This window comes from Pontibacter roseus DSM 17521 (genome assembly GCF_000373265.1).
GTDB lineage: Bacteria > Bacteroidota > Bacteroidia > Cytophagales > Hymenobacteraceae > Pontibacter > Pontibacter roseus.
On the sequence record NZ_KB890761.1, the window covers coordinates 892,089 to 911,045 of the forward strand.

Annotated in this window: 18 protein-coding genes; 9 read left to right on the top strand and 9 right to left on the bottom strand. The window is 52.9% G+C overall.

Annotated features, from left to right (window positions below):
• Positions 1 to 71: 71 nt before the first annotated feature.
• Complete coding sequence (locus B051_RS0104235) at positions 72 to 1,457, bottom strand: sodium:proton antiporter (RefSeq protein WP_018476935.1); 1,386 nt, start codon at positions 1,455 to 1,457, stop codon at positions 72 to 74.
• Between the two features lie 223 nt (positions 1,458 to 1,680).
• On the opposite strand from B051_RS0104235, the gene B051_RS0104240 reads away from it, so the two are divergent.
• Positions 1,681 to 2,295 (top strand): NifU family protein, encoded by a 615-nt coding sequence (locus B051_RS0104240; protein ID WP_018476936.1) that lies wholly within the window; start codon positions 1,681 to 1,683, stop codon positions 2,293 to 2,295.
• 113 nt (positions 2,296 to 2,408) lie between these two features.
• On the opposite strand, the gene secDF is transcribed toward B051_RS0104240, so the two are convergent.
• From secDF to B051_RS0104275, 7 genes are all read right to left on the bottom strand, one after another.
• The gene (gene secDF, locus B051_RS0104245) at positions 2,409 to 5,429 is read right to left on the bottom strand and encodes a protein translocase subunit SecDF (protein ID WP_018476937.1); all 3,021 of its coding nucleotides are present in this window, start codon (positions 5,427 to 5,429) and stop codon (positions 2,409 to 2,411) included.
• 172 nt (positions 5,430 to 5,601) lie between these two features.
• Complete coding sequence (locus tag B051_RS0104250; protein ID WP_245539572.1) at positions 5,602 to 5,973, bottom strand: RNA methyltransferase; 372 nt, start codon at positions 5,971 to 5,973, stop codon at positions 5,602 to 5,604.
• A gap of 43 nt (positions 5,974 to 6,016) precedes the next feature.
• On the bottom strand, positions 6,017 to 6,709 hold the full coding sequence (locus B051_RS0104255; RefSeq protein ID WP_018476939.1) for a potassium channel family protein: 693 nt from the start codon (positions 6,707 to 6,709) through the stop codon (positions 6,017 to 6,019).
• Complete coding sequence (gene udk, locus B051_RS0104260) at positions 6,706 to 7,326, bottom strand: uridine kinase (RefSeq protein WP_018476940.1); 621 nt, start codon at positions 7,324 to 7,326, stop codon at positions 6,706 to 6,708. The genes B051_RS0104255 and udk overlap by 4 nt, the downstream gene beginning before the upstream one ends.
• Before the next feature lie 85 nt (positions 7,327 to 7,411).
• Positions 7,412 to 7,990 (bottom strand): non-canonical purine NTP diphosphatase, encoded by a 579-nt coding sequence (locus tag B051_RS0104265; RefSeq protein ID WP_018476941.1) that lies wholly within the window; start codon positions 7,988 to 7,990, stop codon positions 7,412 to 7,414.
• A 162-nt stretch (positions 7,991 to 8,152) separates the two neighbouring features.
• A complete protein-coding gene (locus B051_RS0104270; protein WP_018476942.1) occupies positions 8,153 to 8,485 on the bottom strand; it encodes a hypothetical protein in 333 nt (110 codons plus the stop codon).
• A gap of 51 nt (positions 8,486 to 8,536) precedes the next feature.
• A complete protein-coding gene (locus tag B051_RS0104275) occupies positions 8,537 to 9,046 on the bottom strand; it encodes a phosphoribosyltransferase family protein (RefSeq protein ID WP_018476943.1) in 510 nt (169 codons plus the stop codon).
• A 164-nt stretch (positions 9,047 to 9,210) separates the two neighbouring features.
• On the opposite strand from B051_RS0104275, the gene B051_RS0104280 reads away from it, so the two are divergent.
• From B051_RS0104280 to hemC, 5 genes are all read left to right on the top strand, one after another.
• Positions 9,211 to 9,456: a type B 50S ribosomal protein L31 gene (locus tag B051_RS0104280; protein ID WP_018476944.1), complete on the top strand. Its 246-nt coding sequence runs from the start codon at positions 9,211 to 9,213 to the stop codon at positions 9,454 to 9,456.
• Positions 9,457 to 9,606: 150 nt separating this feature from the next.
• Complete coding sequence (locus tag B051_RS0104285; RefSeq protein WP_018476945.1) at positions 9,607 to 10,041, top strand: hypothetical protein; 435 nt, start codon at positions 9,607 to 9,609, stop codon at positions 10,039 to 10,041.
• Between the two features lie 71 nt (positions 10,042 to 10,112).
• Complete coding sequence (locus B051_RS0104290; RefSeq protein WP_018476946.1) at positions 10,113 to 11,318, top strand: GlmU family protein; 1,206 nt, start codon at positions 10,113 to 10,115, stop codon at positions 11,316 to 11,318.
• An 85-nt stretch (positions 11,319 to 11,403) separates the two neighbouring features.
• Positions 11,404 to 12,531: a DNA polymerase III subunit gene (locus B051_RS0104295; RefSeq protein WP_018476947.1), complete on the top strand. Its 1,128-nt coding sequence runs from the start codon at positions 11,404 to 11,406 to the stop codon at positions 12,529 to 12,531.
• Between the two features lie 9 nt (positions 12,532 to 12,540).
• Entirely contained in the window at positions 12,541 to 13,494 is a 954-nt protein-coding gene (gene hemC, locus B051_RS0104300; protein ID WP_018476948.1) for a hydroxymethylbilane synthase, read from the top strand.
• Between the two features lie 72 nt (positions 13,495 to 13,566).
• On the opposite strand, the gene B051_RS0104305 is transcribed toward hemC, so the two are convergent.
• Positions 13,567 to 15,117, bottom strand: coding sequence for an alanine/glycine:cation symporter family protein (locus B051_RS0104305; protein WP_018476949.1), 1,551 nt, complete (start codon positions 15,115 to 15,117; stop codon positions 13,567 to 13,569).
• Positions 15,118 to 15,411: 294 nt separating this feature from the next.
• Between B051_RS0104305 and B051_RS0104310 the strand changes: the two genes are divergently transcribed.
• The 3 genes from B051_RS0104310 (at position 15,412) to B051_RS0104320 (ending at position 18,930) form a co-directional block, all read left to right on the top strand.
• The gene (locus tag B051_RS0104310; protein WP_018476950.1) at positions 15,412 to 16,038 is read left to right on the top strand and encodes a peptidylprolyl isomerase; all 627 of its coding nucleotides are present in this window, start codon (positions 15,412 to 15,414) and stop codon (positions 16,036 to 16,038) included.
• Between the two features lie 154 nt (positions 16,039 to 16,192).
• Positions 16,193 to 17,098 (top strand): SDR family oxidoreductase, encoded by a 906-nt coding sequence (locus B051_RS0104315; protein WP_018476951.1) that lies wholly within the window; start codon positions 16,193 to 16,195, stop codon positions 17,096 to 17,098.
• A gap of 176 nt (positions 17,099 to 17,274) precedes the next feature.
• Positions 17,275 to 18,930, top strand: a complete 1,656-nt coding sequence (locus B051_RS0104320) for a sodium-dependent transporter (protein WP_018476952.1) — start codon at positions 17,275 to 17,277, stop codon at positions 18,928 to 18,930.
• Positions 18,931 to 18,957: the final 27 nt, after the last annotated feature.

The window sequence follows — 18,957 nt, forward strand, 5'->3', positions numbered from 1 at the left end:
TCTATGAGTTAAAAACAGAAGAGCCGCTCCCGGTTGAAAGGAGCGGCTCTTCTGTTTATCGAAGGTATAACTTAGAACAGCTTCAAGTGTACGACCAGGAACCATACCAGCGTCAGGATAGGCAGCAGGAACGGTATGGAATAACGTACCACATACCCAAAGAAAGACGGCATCTTGATGCCGGCGCTTTCTGCAATCGCCTTCACCATGAAGTTCGGGCCGTTGCCTATGTAAGTGAAAGCACCGAACAGTACCGACGCCAGTGAGATAGCCTCTAATTGCACCAATGTTTCAGGATTGAGTGTGCCCAAAGCATAATTCTTTACATCAGCCGGAATATTCTGGGCCAGGTCATACTTGGCCATACCCAATGAAAGGAAGTTGGCATACGTAGGGGCATTGTCCAGGAAGCCTGAGAGAGAACCAGTAGCCCAGTACAGGAAGTTCGGGGTGATGTACTGCGAGTACTGTGGCGAAGAGGCAATCTCGGCGGAGAGCTGCAGGGCGGGCATCATGGTGAAGAAGATACCGAAGAACAGGAACACCACCTCCAGAATGGGGTGGAAGTTGAACTGATTGCCTGCCAGGGCAGACTTGCTGGAGTAGCGGTAGCACAGGAAAGCGGCAGTCAGCTGAATCACCTCACGCAGGAAAGAGATTTTGGCACCGTCATAGGCGATGTGGGGCAAGCCTTCTATCACGTTCGGGTCCAGGAACACAGCGCCGATGATGACAGCGAGCCAGAACAGGTTGCGCTTGCCGGTGAAGTGGAATTCAATCTTCTCTTCGTTCTTGGCTACCACCTCCGGACGAGGCGTATAGTCGGTGATTTTGTTCCGACGGTCTACAAAGAAGAACATCAGGCAAAGCAGTGCAATGGAGATAAACCAGGGAGAAAGGAGGTGCTGCAGTGTCCAGAAGAACGGTACACCCTTGATAAAGCCGATGAAGAGCGGTGGGTCACCAAGTGGCGTTAGCAGACCACCCGCGTTACTTACAATAAAGATGAAGAAGACAATTTGATATGGCTTTATGCGGTGTACGTTCAGTCGGATGAACGGGCGGATGAGCAGGAGCGAAGCGCCGGTGGTACCGATGAAGTTGGCCAGCACCGCGCCTACGGCAACCAAGGCCACGTTCATGGCCGGCGTGGCATTCGCGTTCACATTCAGGTAAATGCCACCTGCCGCTATATACAGGGAGCTAAGTAAGGCTGCAAACGTGATGTATTCCGACAGCGTGTGAACCGGCATGTGGGTATCGCCCAAGATAAAAAGATAATAGGCTAGCACGGTCAGGCCAAGTACCACGGCTACTGTTTTATAGTTATGCTCCCAAAAGTGACCAAAGAAAATTGGTCCGGCAGCTATCATACCTATCAGGACAAGAAAAGGTATGATGAGAAAAGAGGGTAAGGCTTGCTGGGCCTGGGCCAACAGGATAAAATTGTTCAGCATGGTGTGGGGTTAGTGCGGTGTCTGTGAGGTTTAGTTTTTTTTTGCTTGCAGCACAAAGATACAATTTCTGACCAAAATTGCTAGGGTGAGCAGGCCTAGACAAGGCATTTAATGTACGTACATGGAGCAGCAGCAGCAGGTACCCGTGCACATGTCGTGAATATTGACTAATTTTGGAAACTTTAAGGCGAGAGCTTGAGTTTTAATTCTAAACAGCTATTCCATGTTACAAAATAAAGAGAAAACAGTCTCCGTATACGCTGAGGCTAACCCGAACCCAGAGTCCATGAAGTTCGTGATGAACGTGTCTATGCTGCCTGACGGCCAGAGCGTTGACTATCCGACCCTGGAGAGTGCCATGGAGTCTCCACTGGCGCAGGAGCTTTTCAACTTCGATTATGTTTCACGTGTGTTCATCGCCAGCAATTTCGTGACGGTGACCAAAGGCACAAACCAGGATTGGGTGAAGCTAATCCCAGAGTTGCGCACTTTCCTGAAGTCTTACGTAGAGGCCGGTGGCCCCATTTTCAACGAGGGCTTTGTGGCCAACAAGCCAGCCTCAGGCGCTCACGCGCAAGGCGAAGGTTCTGAAGAAGACGCTACCATCTCCAAGAAAGTGATTGACTTGCTTGACAACTACGTGCGTCCGGCTGTAGAGCAGGATGGTGGTAACATCACATTCAAGTCTTACAAGGATGGCGTTGTGACGGTACACCTGCAGGGTTCCTGCAGCGGCTGCCCTTCAGCCACCGTTACCCTGAAGGCCGGCATCGAGAACCTGCTCAAGCGCATGGTGCCAGAAGTAACTGAAGTAGTGGCAGACGGCGTGACCATCTAAAGTATACGCAGCAGATACAACAAAAAAGCCAACCCTAAACAGGGCTGGCTTTTTTGTTGTTATACCTTGAGAAGAGAGCACCCGGACCGGTCAACTGGCCCGGGTGATTCTTTTTAGGCTTTCTGGGTCTGTGCTACAGGCTTGGCCGGAGCAGGCGTATGCTCTGGCTTCTTCTTCATAGTGTCTACCACGATTGGCGCAGCGATGAACAACGAAGAGTACACACCGAATAGGATACCAATCATCATGGCAAGGGAGAAGCCTCTCAGAATCTCGCCGCCGAAGATGAAGAGCACTAACACCACCATAAACACGGTGAAGGAAGTGATAATGGTACGGCTGAAGGTGTTTATCAGCGCCGGGTTGATGATTTCGCTCACATGCGAGCGTGGGTTGTCGTTCAGGTACTCCCGCACACGGTCAAAGATTACCACAGTATCGTTGATGGAGAAACCAACAATGGTCAGTACCGCCGCTATGAATATCTGGTCCATCTCATAAGAGATGCCAAACAGGTCCAGTATGGCGAAGATGGCGATAATCATGAGGGCATCATGGAGCAAGGCCACTACACCTCCCAAGCTGAACTGCCAGTTGCTGAAGCGGAACATCACGTAGATGAAGATACCCGCCAGTGCCAATATCAAAGATATCACGGCTGTCTTCTGGATGTCATCGGCCATTGTGGCACCTACCTTAGATGAGCTCAGAACCTCAGGGTTGAGGTCTTTGTATTCTTCTAAGCCCTGCAGCAAGGCGCTCCTCACCTGATCATCCGCTGTCGTGCTCTCGTCATCCGCCAGGTAGCTGGTGATTACTTTCAGTCGGTTAGAGGCGCCAAAGGTTTTCACTTCAGTGCCTTCTTCCTCAAAGTTATCAAGCAAAGCTCCACGCACGTCAGAGGCAGGAACGGCGTCATCAAACTGCACCACGTAAGAACGGCCGCCCCTGAAGTCTATGCCCAGGTTCGGTCCTTTAATAGCCATGGCTACAATACCAAAGATGATGATGCTTAACGAGAAGGCATAGGCAGGCTTCTTCCATTTCATTACATCGAATTTCACGTCAGCGAAAAGTCTATCAGTGAAAGAACTGGAGAAGGACAGTTTGCCAGCTTTCTTGAAACTACGCTCTACCAACAGCCTGGAAATGAAGACTGAGGTGAAGAATGAAGTCACGATACCAAGCATCATAGTGATGGCGAACCCTTTCACCGGACCTGATCCGAAGAAGTAGAGGATGAAACCAGCCAGGAAAGTCGTAGCGTTGGCATCCAGAATCGTCAGGAACGCCTTGTCATAGCCTTTGTTGATGACATCGCGCAGGTTCAGGCCTTTGGCAGCCTCTTCGCGCATACGCTCAAATATCAGTACGTTCGCATCCACAGCCATACCCAGTGTAAGCACGATACCGGCGATACCAGGCAGTGTAAGGGCTGCGTTGAACTGAGCCAGAATGCCCAGGATGAAGAACACGTTGAAAACAAGGGCCAAGTCGGCGATGAAGCCGCCTTTTCTGTAGTAGGCAATCATGAACAACACCACTACCAGCAAACCAGCCAGCGTTGACAACAGGCCTTGGTTAATAGCTTCCTGACCAAGTGAAGGACCTACGATGGCTTCTTCCACGATACGGGTAGGAGCTGGCATTTTACCGGCCTTCAGGATGTTGGCCAAGTCTTTTGCTTCTTCAATCTCAAAGTTTCCTGTGATAGAAGAGTTACCGCCTGTGATTTCACCCTGCACCACTGGGGCTGAGTATACATAGTTGTCCAGCACGATGGCAACCTGACGGCCTACGTTGTCGCCTGTCAGTTTAGCCCAGCGCTTCGCACCGGCGGGTGTCATGGTCATGTTGATTTCAGGGCGACCATTCTGGTCGAAGTCCTGGCGGGCGTCATTCACGGCTTCGCCGGTCATAGGCGCTTTGCCGTCACGGCCTTTCTTGATGGCATACAGCTCAACAAACTCCTGGCGGTTGTCGCCTACCAGTGGCTTCACACCCCACAGGAACTTCATGTTTGGAGGGAAAATGGCGCGAACGTCAGGTCTTGCGAAGATGTCGTTGATTCTGGCGGTGTCACGCACATTGGCACCGATACCACCAGGCATCTGCGTGAACAGACGGGATAGTACGCTATTCTGAGCCATGGCTAGGGAATCCAATCCGGCTGCAGAGTCGGTCTTTGGTTGGTCAGCGGATGCAATAGCGCCAGAGTCAGTAGGAGTGGCGGCAGCCTGTGCCAGTACGTCGTCAGCGGCGGCATCCTGCACAGTGGTCTGAGCAGAAGAATCGGTCAGGCTTTTTTGAGTGGAAGCGGTGCCCAGGTTCAGGTTACCTGCTTTCTCCTGCTTGGTCAGGTGGTCGTCCAGTTGAGTGAAATATGGGGAGAACTCCTGAGGAGTCCAAACCTCCCAGAACTCCAGGTTCGCCATACCTTGCAGCAACTTGCGTACGCGGTCTGGGTTGTCTATACCTGGCAACTCAATCTGGATACGGCCGCTGCCTTTCAGGCGCTGGATGTTCGGCTGGTTCACGCCGAATTTGTCAACACGCGTACGCAGGATGTTGAAAGAGCGTTCAATGGCGTCCTCTACTTCCTGGTCAATCACTTTGATGACATCGGCGTTGCTGGATTCGTAGCTGATTTTGCCACGGTTGGCGTTGTTGGAGAAGATGCGGCTCAGGCGTCCGTCTGGCTCCACCTCGCGGTAAGCCTCGGCAAACAGCGTAGTGAACTTCTCCTGGCTGTTCTTCTGCATTTCCTGCGCGCGGGCAATCGCTTTCAGGAAGTTAGGGTCTTTGCTGTTGCCAGAAAGCGACTTCACGATTTCAACCGGAGAAACCTCCAGTACCACGTGCATACCACCACGAAGGTCAAGGCCAAGGCCCAGTTCGTTTTCTTTTACCTCCTGATAGGTATACTCAGCACCCAGGAAGTTGTACACTGGCTCTTTCCATACAGAGTCCAGGTAAGACTGCTTTTTGGCGTGGTCCACGTTGCCTTGTGCATCAGTGGCATACGCTTCGGCGTCTTTCTGCACACTGCTGGCGACAAACGAGAACGACAGATAGTAGAGGCAGAGCGCCGATACTATCACGGTCATAATGATTATGAAATTCTTGTTCCGCATGGGTTGGATGATAATAAAAATATAGTTGAATGAATTTGTAATACAGGCACAAGGCAGCGGGGTGTCTGATAGATAAACCACAAAACGCTGCGTTACCGTTCCGCTATACCTTTAAATTGAGGCAGGCGCAACGGTCCAGGGCCCGGAGAGGGTCCTGTGGGAAAAGAAAAGCCTAAGGGGCGTTGGGTTGAATGGAGATAGGGAAGAAGCGGGCCACGAAGCCGGCTCCAGGAGCGCGGGCCGCATAGGCAGGCAACGCTTCGTCAGAAGGTATAGCAAAGGCAGGTATAGGGCTTGGCTCCAGCGCGTCCTGCTCCAGGTTGAGCACGACAAAGGAAGTAGTGCCCTCCAGCGATACCTTCTGCTTGATAACAGTTTTCTCCTCCGGTGTAGTCGCCAGCTGGGTGGCACTTTGTGCAGGCGAGCCTGGCGCAGTATGGGCATACGCCACCACTTCCTGGCCATTGAGCATAAGCGCCCAAAGCAGGGTAACGGTCATCAGGAGATGCCGGAAGTAGTGTTGTATGGTAGATGCGTTTGGCATATAGAAAGCAAATGTAACGGCTTTCGCCGAAAAATAAAATCCTCTAGCGGTTTATATCAATAAAACGCTTGATGTCGTGCTTTTTGCCTATAAGGATCAGGATATCAGAAGGGTAGATGATGGTGTCTGCCTTGGGTACGCCGATGATGTGCTCCACCTGTGTCGGTTTGCCGTCCTGTATCTCCTCAAAAAAGCGCTTAATGGTAATCATGTTGAGGTTGTACTTCTCGCGGAGCGATATCTTGGCCAGGCTCTTGTTGGCGATGCCACGCGGGGTGTTAATCTCCACAATCTCGTAGTTGTCGGGCAATGGCAGGAAGGTGCGTATGCTGGGCTGCAGCAGGCGTTCGGCTACAGTTTTGCCTACTTCCCCTTCTGGCGACAGGATTTCCTGCACGCCCATTTTCTCCAGAATGCGGCGCTGCTGCTTGTTGGCGGCACGTGTGATGATTCGCTTGATGTTGAGCTCCTGCAGGTTGGCCGTCGTGATGAGCAGGGCCTCGAAGTCCTCACCGATGGACACGATGGCCGCGTCCATGTCCTGCACGTTCTGCGCCTCCAGTGCCCGGATATCGGTCGCATCCAGGGCCACGGCGTAGGCCACCTCGTCCTTTATGTCCTCTACGTGGTCCTCATTGTTGTCGATGGCGAGCACCTCTGCGCCGCGTTCTGCGAGCGTGCGTGCGATGGAGTTGCCGAATCTTCCCAGGCCAATCACTGCGAACTTGTGCCTCATTGCTTTATCTTGGAGTTTAGAAAAGTGGTCAGTACCTCCAGCCCGCGCTCAAAATTCTGGTTGTTCGGGATGATGATGTCTGCGTCGTTTTTGTAAGGCTTGATGTATTTCTCGTAAGTAGGTGCCACGTGGTGGGTATAGCGGTACAGCACGTCGTCCAGGTCGTAGCCGCGCTCCACTTTGTCGCGCACGATACGGCGCTGCAGCTTGATGTACTCTTTGGCGTCGATGTATACCTTGAGGTCCAGCAGCTTGGCGATTTGCTCAAAGTAGAACACGAAGATGCCTTCCACCACCACGATAGGCGCTGGCTTGAACTCCAGCATTTTCGGCTCTACGTTGGGGTTGTTGAAGGTATACTCTTTGCGGTAGATGGTCTCGCCGCGGCTCAGCCGCAGGACGTCCTGTGCGTAGGCCTCATCGTCGATGCAGGAGGGAAGGTCAAAGTTGACCACTCCGTTGTGGTCGCGGGACTGGTGTTCCCGGTCTTTGTAATAGTTGTCCTGGGAGACCAGGCAAATGTTTTCCGGCGCGAACGACGTGAGTAGTTTGTTCAAAAAAGTGGTTTTTCCTGAAGCGCTACCTCCTGTAATCCCTACGATAAATGGCTTTTGCATTGGAAGCTATGGTTTCAGGCTACAAAATTAGTCTTTTACGGCGTATGTGGCTAAATCCTGCCTGAATAATTTTACCTCCGAAACGTCAGCGCGCCCTCAAAAATTCCACGAGCCGGCGGATGGCCTCGCCCCGGTGGCTGATGGTGTTTTTATCCTCCGGGCTCATCTGCGCGAAGGTCCTGTCGTGGCCCTCCGGCACGAAAACCGGGTCATAGCCAAAGCCCTTGTCGCCTTGCCATGCGGTGGTGATGTGGCCGTTCACGATGCCCTCGAACTGATGCTCCTCGCCGTCCAGGTATAGCGTGATGGAAGTGCGGAAGCGGGCCCGGCGGTTTTCCTCGCCCTCCATGTTTTTAAGCAGATGGCGTATGTTGTCGGCGTCGCTGCGCTGCGGACCGGCGTAGCGGGCCGAGTACACACCCGGAGACCCGCACAGGATGTCCACCTCCAGACCAGTGTCGTCGGCGAAGCAGTTCACCTTGTACTTGTCCCACACATACTGTGCCTTCTGGCGGGAGTTGCCTTCCAGTGTGTCCTGGTCCTCGGCCAGTTCCTCGTGGCAGCCGATTTCTTCCAGGGTGAGCAGCTTGTATTGGCCCTCCAGCATGCGGCTGACCTCGGCTACTTTGTTTTTGTTGTTGGTGGCGAAGCAGAGTTCTTTCATGGTTTCTGAATCTTTTATGTAGGGCCCTACCCAAGGATTTCCAGGATGTAAGGATTCACAGTATTCCTAAGGATGGAAGAGGGTGTGAGGATTGGTGATGGAGTCTAAGCTGACTAGTACGGATTGCTGTGTGCCAGGATTTGCCAAGTGCTATCGTCAGGCCTAATCGGGCATGTCTGCGGCTTGTGAGCGCCGCTCTATTTTTTTCAGCTTGTTATACCTTTCGGTCTTCGAATACCACTCGAAAGCGAACAGACCAAACCCGAGGGCACTGAAGATAATCAACCTGACCAGAAATGCGGAGGATGCATAGGAGTCTGTCAGTGTAGAGGCATCCCAAGCTTTGAGGTCATCCCATACCTTGAACAAGTGCGACAGGCCGCTCACCAGCATGCCCCAGAGCAATCCGCGCACCAGGATATAGTGCCACCGGCCCCGGGAGCTGGTGCTCTCCCACTTCTGGATGAACTTTGTCTCTTCCTTGTTCAGCTGCATGGCGTGGTGCTGATGGTTTATGCCTCTTTTACGAAAAACCTGAAAGCTATTTTAATGCAGGTATGCCGCCACCTCATCCTCCTGCAGTACCACGTCCACGCGCTCGCGCAGGGTGGTGGCCAGCGAGTAGCCGGTGTAGGTGGAGGTGACCGGGAACAGGGTATGGTGGCGGTTCACCAGGGTGGCAATCTCGATTTTCTTGGGGTTGTGCGGCAAGAAGGCGTTCAGGGTATAGGCGAGTGTCCTGCCTGTGTTCAGCACATCGTCTACGATGACGATAACGGCGTTCTCCAGGCCCGTTCCCTCGGGGCTCAGCTCCACCGGTTTCTGCAGCGGCGCCGCTTTGTCCAGAGTGACCTGCAGCAGCGTTATCTGGATGGGCGCAATCTTTTCGAGCTCGGTGGCCAGCATGCCCGCCAAGGTATAGCCGTTGCGGTGTATGCCTGCCAACACCAGTGTCTGCTCCTCAAAGTTCTGCTCGTATACCTCGTAGGCCATGCGGATGACCTTCTGCTGTATCTGCTCTCTGTCCAGTATCAGGCTGTGCTGTGCGTGTGTCATGGATTGGGGGTATGGTGACTGGAACAAATTTATAGAATAATCTCTAGCAACGGCAGTATCAGGCGAATGAGTAAAATAATTTGGTTAATAGCGTTTTAATTTCAAAAATACCTGTTAAATTTGCAGTCCGATTCAGAAATTAAGGTTAATAAACGTTTATAATAATGAAAAAAGGCATTCACCCAGAATACAGAGAGGTGGTATTTCAGGATATGACGAGTGATTTCAAATTTATCACCCGTTCTACCATGAATTCTAACGAAACTATCACAATGGAAGACGGTAAGGAATATCCAGTAATCAAAGTGGAGGTTTCTTCTGCGTCACACCCTTTCTACACTGGTAAAAACATCTTCGTGGATACTGCTGGTCGTGTGGAGCGTTTCAACACACGCTACAAGAAGAAGTAAGCAGGTATACCTGGTTAAAACGTTTCAAGGGCAAAGCCTTCCTGATGTTCTCAGGAAGGCTTTTTCTGTTTGTCCCACACGAAAAGGCCACTCAGGGTTATGATATAGAGAAAATTATATATAGATTTCTAGCTAGGTTATATCCCGGTCATGAAACCCAGATTCATACTCCTGTTCACGGCGGCCATGTGCTGCACGCTGGCCTCCTGCGGAAAGGACGAAAAGGAAGAAACGCCTGTGCCTGAGGCCGTAGACAAACGCGTGGTGTTTGAGGTATACACCACCACAGACTACACAAAGAGCCAGTACGCCAACCGCGAAGCCAGCATCACCCTGCGCATCAGGCGCGGCGATATGGGCATGGTCCAGGAGACCACGGTGTTCGACACCACCTTCGTCAGGGCATTGAAGGACATCCCCCTGCAAGACGGCAAACTGGTGATAAAGAAGACGGTGCCCGCCGTGCTGAATGGCGAGGAGTGGGTGGCCATCGGGAGCGGGTATAGCGTCGGGGATGAGGCCTTCGGCAGCAGCGAGTTCCTGCCGGCGGAGCAGCGGGAGTTCAAGGTGCGCCTTTCCCTGTAAAGCATAAAGTTTCATGGGAATAAAGTGGGTCTTCCTGAACTATTTCGGGAAGACTTTCTATTTTTGTAGCTATGAATATCATTCTCTTTGACGAACCCACTATCCGGCAGTCGCTTTTGCCGCTGACCTTTACAAGACCGGTGGCCCAGGTGCGCGTTGGCATCCTCACCATTGCTGAAAAATGGCAGCAGTATGCAGGAGCCCATACTTCCTTCCTGACCCAGCCCTACCTGCAGCAGAAGTTTCCGGCGCAGTTTGAGCCAGACAGCCGCTACGTGAACGGCGCCGTGTGCCCCGACCCGCAACTGGTGCAGCAGGTGAAGTCCCTGCAGCAAGGGCAGAGCCTGTGGCAAGGGGAGACACTGGTGGCCTTCCATGCCGGAAGCGATGAACTGCAAAGCGTGGAAGATTTACTCGGCTATACCTTTGCGGAGAAGCAGGAGTGCGCGCCCGACACCGTCATCCGGGAGGTATGGGAAATCTTCGTGAATAACGGGCAGCAGATACGCAACGACTTTGAGGTTATCACGGCCGGCAGGCAGAGCCAGCCCATCGGGGACAAGCATACCATCGTTTACGCCGAGGAGAATGTATTCATAGAGGAAGGGGCTAAGATTCGGGCTGCCATACTCAACGCGGAGAACGGACCCATCTACATCGGGAAGCATGCGCAGATACACGAGGGCGCCATCATCAAAGGGCCGTTTGCGGTATGTGAGCACAGCAACGTGAATGTAGGCGGTAAGATGCGCGGCGACGTAACCATTGGCCCTTATTGCAAAGTGGGGGGTGAGGTAGCGGCCTCCGTCATTTTCGGGTATACCAACAAGGGCCACGAAGGCTACTTGGGCAACTCTGTATTGGGCGAGTGGTGCAACTTGGGAGCCGATACCAACACCTCTAACCTCAAGAACAATTACGCAGAGGTGAAAATCTGGAACTATGCCAAAGGCGGCTTCAAGAACACCGGGCAGCAGTTCTGCGGCCTTATTATGGGCGACCACAGCAAGTGCGGCATCAACACGATGTTCAATACCGGTACGGTGGTTGGCGTGAGCGCCAACATCTTCGGGGCAGGCTACCCGCGCAACTTCATCCCTTCCTTCGCCTGGGGCGGCGCCTCCGGTTTCGAGACGTTCCAGCTGCGCAAAGCCTATGAAGTGGCCGAAAAAGTGTTGGAGCGCCGTTCCATGAGGCTTGATGACGCAGAAAAGGCTATCTTAGCAGATATATTCGAACAGACCCAGCAATACCGGGTCTGGGACAGGAAAGCTTGATGGCTGCATTGTTCAATTGCTGAATTGTTGATTCAGTAATTGAGTTCAACCATTTAGCAACCCAACCATCTAACAGTTCAATAAAGTGCATTTCTCGCAGATAAAAGGACATCAGGAAACCAGACAACTGCTGATAAACTCAGTGCGACAGAACCACGTGGCGCACGCGCAGCTGTTTCTGGGGCAGGAGGGGAGTGCGAACCTGGCGCTGGCGCTGGCCTATGCCACCTACATCAACTGCGAAGACAAGCAGCCTCATGATTCATGTGGAACGTGCAGCAGCTGCGTGAAAATGAACAAGCTGGTGCACCCCGACTTCAACTTCGTGATGCCAGTGACCAGCACCAAGTCCATCACCAAAGACGTGCTGAGCCAGAAGTTCCTGACGGAGTGGCGCGAGTTCGTGCTGGGCAACCCCTACCAGGGGCTGAATGAATGGATGCAGTACATTGGGGCAGAGAACAAGCAGGGTGCCATCTCCAAAGAAGAAAGCCGTCAGCTGGTGAAGCTGGTGTCGCTCAAAGCCTTTGAGGGCGACTACAAAATCGTGCTCATCTGGCTGCCGGAGCTCATGCACCCCTTTGCCGCCAACGCCCTGCTCAAGCTGCTCGAGGAGCCGCCGGCCAAAACGCTGTTCCTGCTCGTGTCGCAGTCGGCGGAGAAGCTGCTGGCCACCATCACCTCCCGTACCCAGATTGTGCAGGTGCGTGCGTTCACGGAAGAGGAGGTCATCGCCTACCTGCAGGAAAATCACAGCCTCGACCAGACCGCTGCCTACCAGATAGCGCAACTGGCGGAGGGAAGCCTGAACGCCGCCACCAAACTCACCAGCGAAATCAGCAGCGACTACTTCAGCTTCTTTACCGATTGGATGCGCAACTGCTATACCTATAAGTTTGATAAGGTGGTGGACAGCAGCGAGGAGTTCCAGAAGCTGGGCCGCGAGAACCAGAAGAACTTCCTGCTCTACGCGCTCAACCTGTTCCGCAAGGTGATGCTCTATGGTGTGGATGAGTCGTTGATTACGTTTCTGCCCTCCAACGAGCTCGATTTCGTACAGAAGTTCTCCAAAGTCATTACGCAGGCCAATGCCGGGCAACTGGCCGAGGAGTTGAACCAGGCGCACTACCACATTGAGCGCAACGCCAACCCGAAAATGGTTTTCGTAGATAGCTCCATCCAGATAGCGGGCTACCTGCGAAACGCTAACTAAGAAGATACCATGGAAAATAACACGATAACCAAAACCATAAACATAGGTACGCGTGGCAGCAAACTGGCCTTGTGGCAGGCAAACGCCGTGGCTGACAAGCTGCAGGCGGCCGGCCTCGATACCGAGATTGTCATCATCAGCACCAAAGGCGACCAGATACTGGACAAGTCACTGGACAAACTAGGCTCTAAAGGTGTGTTCACCGAAGAGCTGGAAGTAGGCCTGCGCGAAGGCAGTATTGACATTGCCGTGCACAGCGCCAAAGACGTGCAGTCCACTATACCTGCCGATTTGGAACTGGTGGCCTTTATGGAGCGGGAAAAGGTGAACGATGTCATTCTCTCCTTCAACCCTGATTTTAAGCTGGAACGCGACAGCACAGCCAAAATAGGCACTTCGTCTACCCGCCGCAAAGCGCTGCTGCGGAAGTACTACCCGAACGTGACCACCGCCGAGTCGCGCGGCAACCTGCAGACGCGCCTCCAGAAGTTGAAAGACGGACAGTTCGATGCGCTTATGCTGGCTTATGCCGGCGTGTTCCGCATGGGCTACGACGATTTGATTGTGCATACCTTCCCGGAAGATGAGTTCACCCCGGCCGCTGGCCAGGGCAGCGTAGCCGTGGAATGCGCCAAAGACCTAGACCCGGAGCTCAAGCAGCAGCTCCGGCAAGCGCTCAACCACGACGAGACGCACGTATGCCTGGTGGCGGAACGCGCCTTCCTGCGCACCATGGAGGGCGGCTGCAGCATACCTTCCTTCGCACTGGCTACGCTCACACCAGAGGGCAACGTGAGCATACAGGGCGGCATCGTAAGCCTGGACGGGCAGACGCACTTAGCGGATACATTCGAAGGGACTCAGGAAGAAGCAGAAAGACTGGGGGTACAGCTGGCAGAAACCATCCTGGGACGCGGAGGCGACAAAATACTGAAAGACATCAGAGCCGAAAGAGGGGAATAAGTAACAGCCATACTAAAAGAAACAGGCCATCTGCAGTAAGTAGATGGCCTGTTTCTTTTGGGGTGGTTATACCTATACCTGTGCAGCCTCCACCGCTTCTTCGGTGAGCGGCCGCTTTTTATCCGACCGCGCGTAGGTCAGAAATTCCTGCATCTCCTTTTTCACCACGGGAGCCAAAATGTAAACACCTATCAGGTTCGGGATACTCATCGCGAAGAGCATAGCGTCAGAGAAGGCGACTACACTGTTAAGTTGGATAGGAGCCCCCAACACGACAAAGGCGCAGAAAAGCATCTTGAAAGAGACGTCGGCTGCTCTGGTGTGACCAAACAGGTATGTCCAGGACTTGAGGCCGTAGTAGGACCAGGTAATCATGGTAGAGAAAGCGAACAGGATAACGGCCGCAGCCAGGACAAGCGGGAACCAGTCAATCACCGTAGCGAATGCGGTGGATGTCAGTGCAATGCCGTCACCAGTATCTTGGGTATAGGCGCCGGTCACGACAATCACTAGGGCCGTCATGGTGCACACGATGACCGTGTCGATGAAAGGCTCCAGAGAGGCCACAAAGCCTTCTGTGACCGGTACATTCGTTTTCACGGCGGAGTGTGCGATGGAGGCGGAGCCTATACCTGCCTCATTGGAAAACAATCCACGTCGCAGGCCCTGTATCATGACACCTACTATACCTCCGCCAAGAGCGGTGCTGGTGAAGGCTCCTTCAAAAATAGCTGCAAACGCCGCCGGAATCTGGGAGAAGTTGACGGAAAGCACCACGATGGCTGCCACGATATAGATGCCGCACATCAGGGGCACTATCTTTTCAGTCACGCGCGCAATGCTTTTCATGCCACCTATAATGACCAAGCCCACTAGCACAGCCATCACCAGCCCGAACACCCAAGCATTGCCACCCCCGAAGAAGGAGCCCTCTGCTCCACCCGTAACCGAAATAACCTGCTGCGTCGCCTGGTTTATCTGGAACATGTTGCCAGCCCCGATGGCCCCTCCGATGCACATTACGGCAAAGAACGCAGCCAGGAATCGGCCCAACCCCTTCATGCCACGCTCGCTCAGGCCCTTGTTCAGGTAATGCATCGGTCCTCCCGAAACAGTGCCATCGGCATGCACGTCCCGGTACTTCACACCCAGTGTGCACGAAACGAACTTAGAGGACATCCCAAATATACCCGCCATAATCATCCAGAATGTAGCACCCGGACCACCCAAGGAAATGGCAATGGCCACACCGGCAATGTTGCCCAGGCCTACCGTTCCCGAAACAGCGGCCGTCAGCGCTTGGAAGTGGGATACTTCGCCAGCGGCATCAGGCTGGTTATACTTGCCGCGCACAATGTCTAGGGCATGTTTGAAGCCTCTGATGTTGATAAAACCCAGATAGATGGTGAAGAATACAGCACCAAACAGTAGCCAAACCAGTATCAGCGGGATGCCCACGCCTCCAAGTTGTACTTCATAGAAGATGATGCTGGATATGAACTCTGCAGTAGGGCCTACAGCAGCATCAATCTTTTCGTCTATAGAGGTAGCCTGGGGTGCACGTGCCGTCGCACTGGCAAAGGAAGTCAGACAGGGACCTAAAAAGAGTAGGATTTTTTTCATAGAAGGAAGCTAGTTAGGATGGTCAGCAATGTTTAATATAATTTTTTTCGAGGGGAACAGGAAATCAGCCCCAGAATTACTTTGTCAGGTTCAGCAAAAAGTTGACAAAGTGCAAGCTTGGTTGTGCTGAATTGTAAGTAATCACTGCGAATGACGATAAGGGTTGGCCTTCGGTGAAAATTGAAGAATGAGGATAACAGCACAGAAATATAGAGCAGAATGTAAAAAGGTGCCAAAAAGGCTTAATTTTGAGATTGTGACCATTGTCCTATACCTCAAACCTATACTTGCACGATGAATCCGCTGAAGAAAATAGCCCTTTCCATGTTGCTGTTGGCATGTATGCCATTAGCCGCGTTTGCCCAGAAAGCCCCTAAAGGCAAAGACCAGTTGGTAACCATCTCCACTCCCCTGGGAGAGATGCGGCTCATACTGTTCGACGACACCCCCAAGCATAAAGAAAACTTCCTGAAACTGGCCAAAAGCGGCTTTTACGACGGCACCACCTTTCACCGTGTAGTGGACGGCTTCATGATTCAGGGCGGCGACCCCAAGTCGAAGCAGGGCAACACCATGAACATTGACTACAACGTGCCCGCCGAGATTCTGCCAAAGTACAAGCACCAACGTGGCGCCGTGGCTGCCGCCCGCCTGGATGACCGGGTGAACCCGCAGCGCGCCTCCAGCGGCTCCCAGTTCTACATCGTGGAGAACCATAACGGAACTCCCCAGCTCGACGAGGCCTATACCGTGTTCGGGCAGGTGGTAGACGGCCTGGAGGTGATAGACAAGATAGCCTCACAACCCAAAGACGGCCGTGACCGTCCGCTTTCCGACATCAAGATGACGGTGAAAGTGGAGGAGGTGAAGAAGAAGAAAATCGCCAAGAAGTACGACTACGACTATAGCCAGAACGACTAGCCGGTCCTCTAGCCATGCACATTTCCATCTCCCTGCTCTCCCGTAAGGTATAGCATTTCCCTTGTCACAGGTATAGCTCTTCCTTTTGGCGAGGACGGGAGATGATTATTCAAGGGCTCTTGCCAATCGAGCCGCATATCCATATTTTATTAACATGAAAAGAATACTCATTACAGGCTCTAACGGCCTGCTGGGCCAGAAACTGGCCTCTCTGTTGCTCCCTCGCACTGACGTGCAGCTACTTGCTACCAGCCGCGGCGATAATAAACTGGCTGACATCTTTCCAACTCTCTCCTTCGCCTCTCTGGATGTGACGAATCGCAAGGAGGTTGACAGGGTGGTGCGCGAGTTTCAGCCGACGCACCTCATCCATACAGCTGCCATGACCAACGTGGATCAATGCGAGACCGACCGGGAAGGCGCTCTGCGGCTCAACCGGGATGCCGTGGCCCATGTGGTGGAGGCCTGCGAGAAGCACAATGTGCACCTCATCCACCTTTCCACAGACTTCATTTTCGATGGCCAGGCCGGACCCTACGATGAAGAGGCGGCAGCCAACCCCATCAGCTTCTATGGCGAGACCAAGCTGATGGCTGAGAAGCTGGTGCAACAGGCGAAATGTAAGTGGGCCATCCTGCGCACCGTGCTGGTGTATGGTGTGGTGCATGACTACGGCCGTACCAACATTGTGCTGTGGGTGCGCGACAGCCTGCAGGCAGGCAAGGTGATAAAGGTGGTGGATGACCAGTTCAGGACACCAACGCTAGCCGAGGACCTGGCCATGGGCTGCTGGCTGGCCGTGAAGAAGGACGCAGAAGGCGTTTTCAATATCTCCGGCAAAGAAATGTACACCCCTTACCAGATGGCCATGATTGTAGCCGACTACTTCGAGCTCAATAAGTCCCTGATTGACAAAGCCGATGCCAGTACCTTCTCGCAGCCGGCACAGCGTCCGCCGCGCACCGGGTTCATCATCACCAAGGCCGAAAACGAGTTGGGCTATGCCCCGCATACCTTTCTGGAAGGCATAGCCATAGTGGCCCGCCAAGCGAAGGGATAGGCGGTCGGTGCCGTTGCCGGACTCACCGCTTGTTTTAAGTTGTAGGCGCTGTATTAAAAATATGGAATTTAGTATGGTTCAATCACAAGCATTGTTTAAATTGGATGCTTTAATTCCGCTTACTAGAACCAACACTAAACCAACTAATCTAAACCAATCAACTTTTACCCCTTTGTATGAGTGCTAACAAAGAATCATGGGGCTCCCGAGTGGGTCTCATTCTGGCCATGGCCGGCAACGCGGTGGGTCTCGGAAACTTTTTGCGTTTTCCGGTACAGGCTGTGCAGAACGGCGGTGGAGCCTTCATTATACCTTACCTTGTCTGCTTCCTGGTGATGGGTATTCCCCTGCTCTGGATTGAATGGTCTATGGGCCGCTTCGGGGGCAAGTTCGGTCACCACTCCACGCCTTTTATCGTGGACACCATGCACAAGAATCGCCTCTGGAAGTACATCGGCGTATTCGGCATCTGGACCAACATTGCGGTTGCTTCTTACTACTGCTACTTGGAATCCTGGACGCTTTCCTACGTGTTCCACTCGCTGGCTGGCTCTTTCAATGGACTCGACCAGAATGGCGTTTCCAACTTCTTCGATCAGTATGTGAGCCTGGGTGAGTCGACCTTCGGTATCCCTTACGAGCCTATCTTCTTTTTTGTCCTCTGCTTGCTGCTTAACACCTGGATTCTCTCCCAGGGCCTTGCCAAAGGAGTGGAGCGCGTTGCCAAAATCGGTATGCCGCTCCTGATTATTTTTGGTATGTTCCTGGCCTACAAAGGCTTTACGATTACGGCAGGTGAAAATGGTGCTATTAACGATAGCTCAGTTGGCCTTAATTTCCTCTGGACGCCGAACTTCGATGAGCTCTGGTCTCCTACGGTATGGTTGGCTGCGGCCGGTCAAATCTTCTTCACCCTTTCGGTAGGTATGGGTACCATACATTGCTACGCTTCTTATGTGCGCTCCAAAGACGATATCGCCCTCAATGCCATGTCGGCAGGTTGGATGAACGAGTTCGTGGAAGTGGTGCTAGGTGCTTCTATCCTGATTCCAATTTCGATTGGTTACCTGGGTATAGATGGTGTAGTTGACCTCGTAAACAGCCAGGGTGGCCTTGGATTAGGCTTCCGAACGCTGCCATACCTGTTCTACCAGTGGGGCGATGTGCTGGGTGCCGTTGCCGGTGTGATGTGGTTTGGCTTGCTGTTCTTTGCGGGCATCACGTCTTCTTTGGCCATGGGTACACCATGGATTGGTTTCCTGCAGGACGAGTTTAACTGGAATCGCAGACCTGCCGCCTGGTCTTTTGGCCTTATAGTACTGGTGCTGGGTATGCCGACGGTGCTGTTCTTCAAGTACGGCGTGTTCGACGAGTACGACTACTGGGCAGGTACGGTATCGCTGGTGGTGTTTGCCTTGTTTGAATCCATTTTGTTTGCGTGGGTGTTTGGTATGAACAAAGGCTGGAGAGAAATTACCTCTGGTGCTGACATCAAAGTGCCGAACATCTACAAATTCATCATCAAATTCGTAACCCCACTGCTGTTGCTATGGGTGTTCATCGGCTCCCTTATCACACCGAAGGGCGGCGATTGGGCAGGCGCATTCAGCAACGGCTGGGAACTGGACGATAGCTCCATCATCAACAAGATAAAGAACTCGAACCTGAAGCGCCAGCTGGCCGAAGCCACCGACCCGGCCGTGATTGAGCAACTGCAGGATACGCTGTTCTTTGTGAATGCTTCGCGCATACTGCTGGTAGTGGTGTTCCTGAGTATAGCGGGGCTAGTATACATGGCGTATAAAAAAAGAGTTAGAGAAGGAAGAATTTAGGAAACTATGAATACATCTGCACTTGTT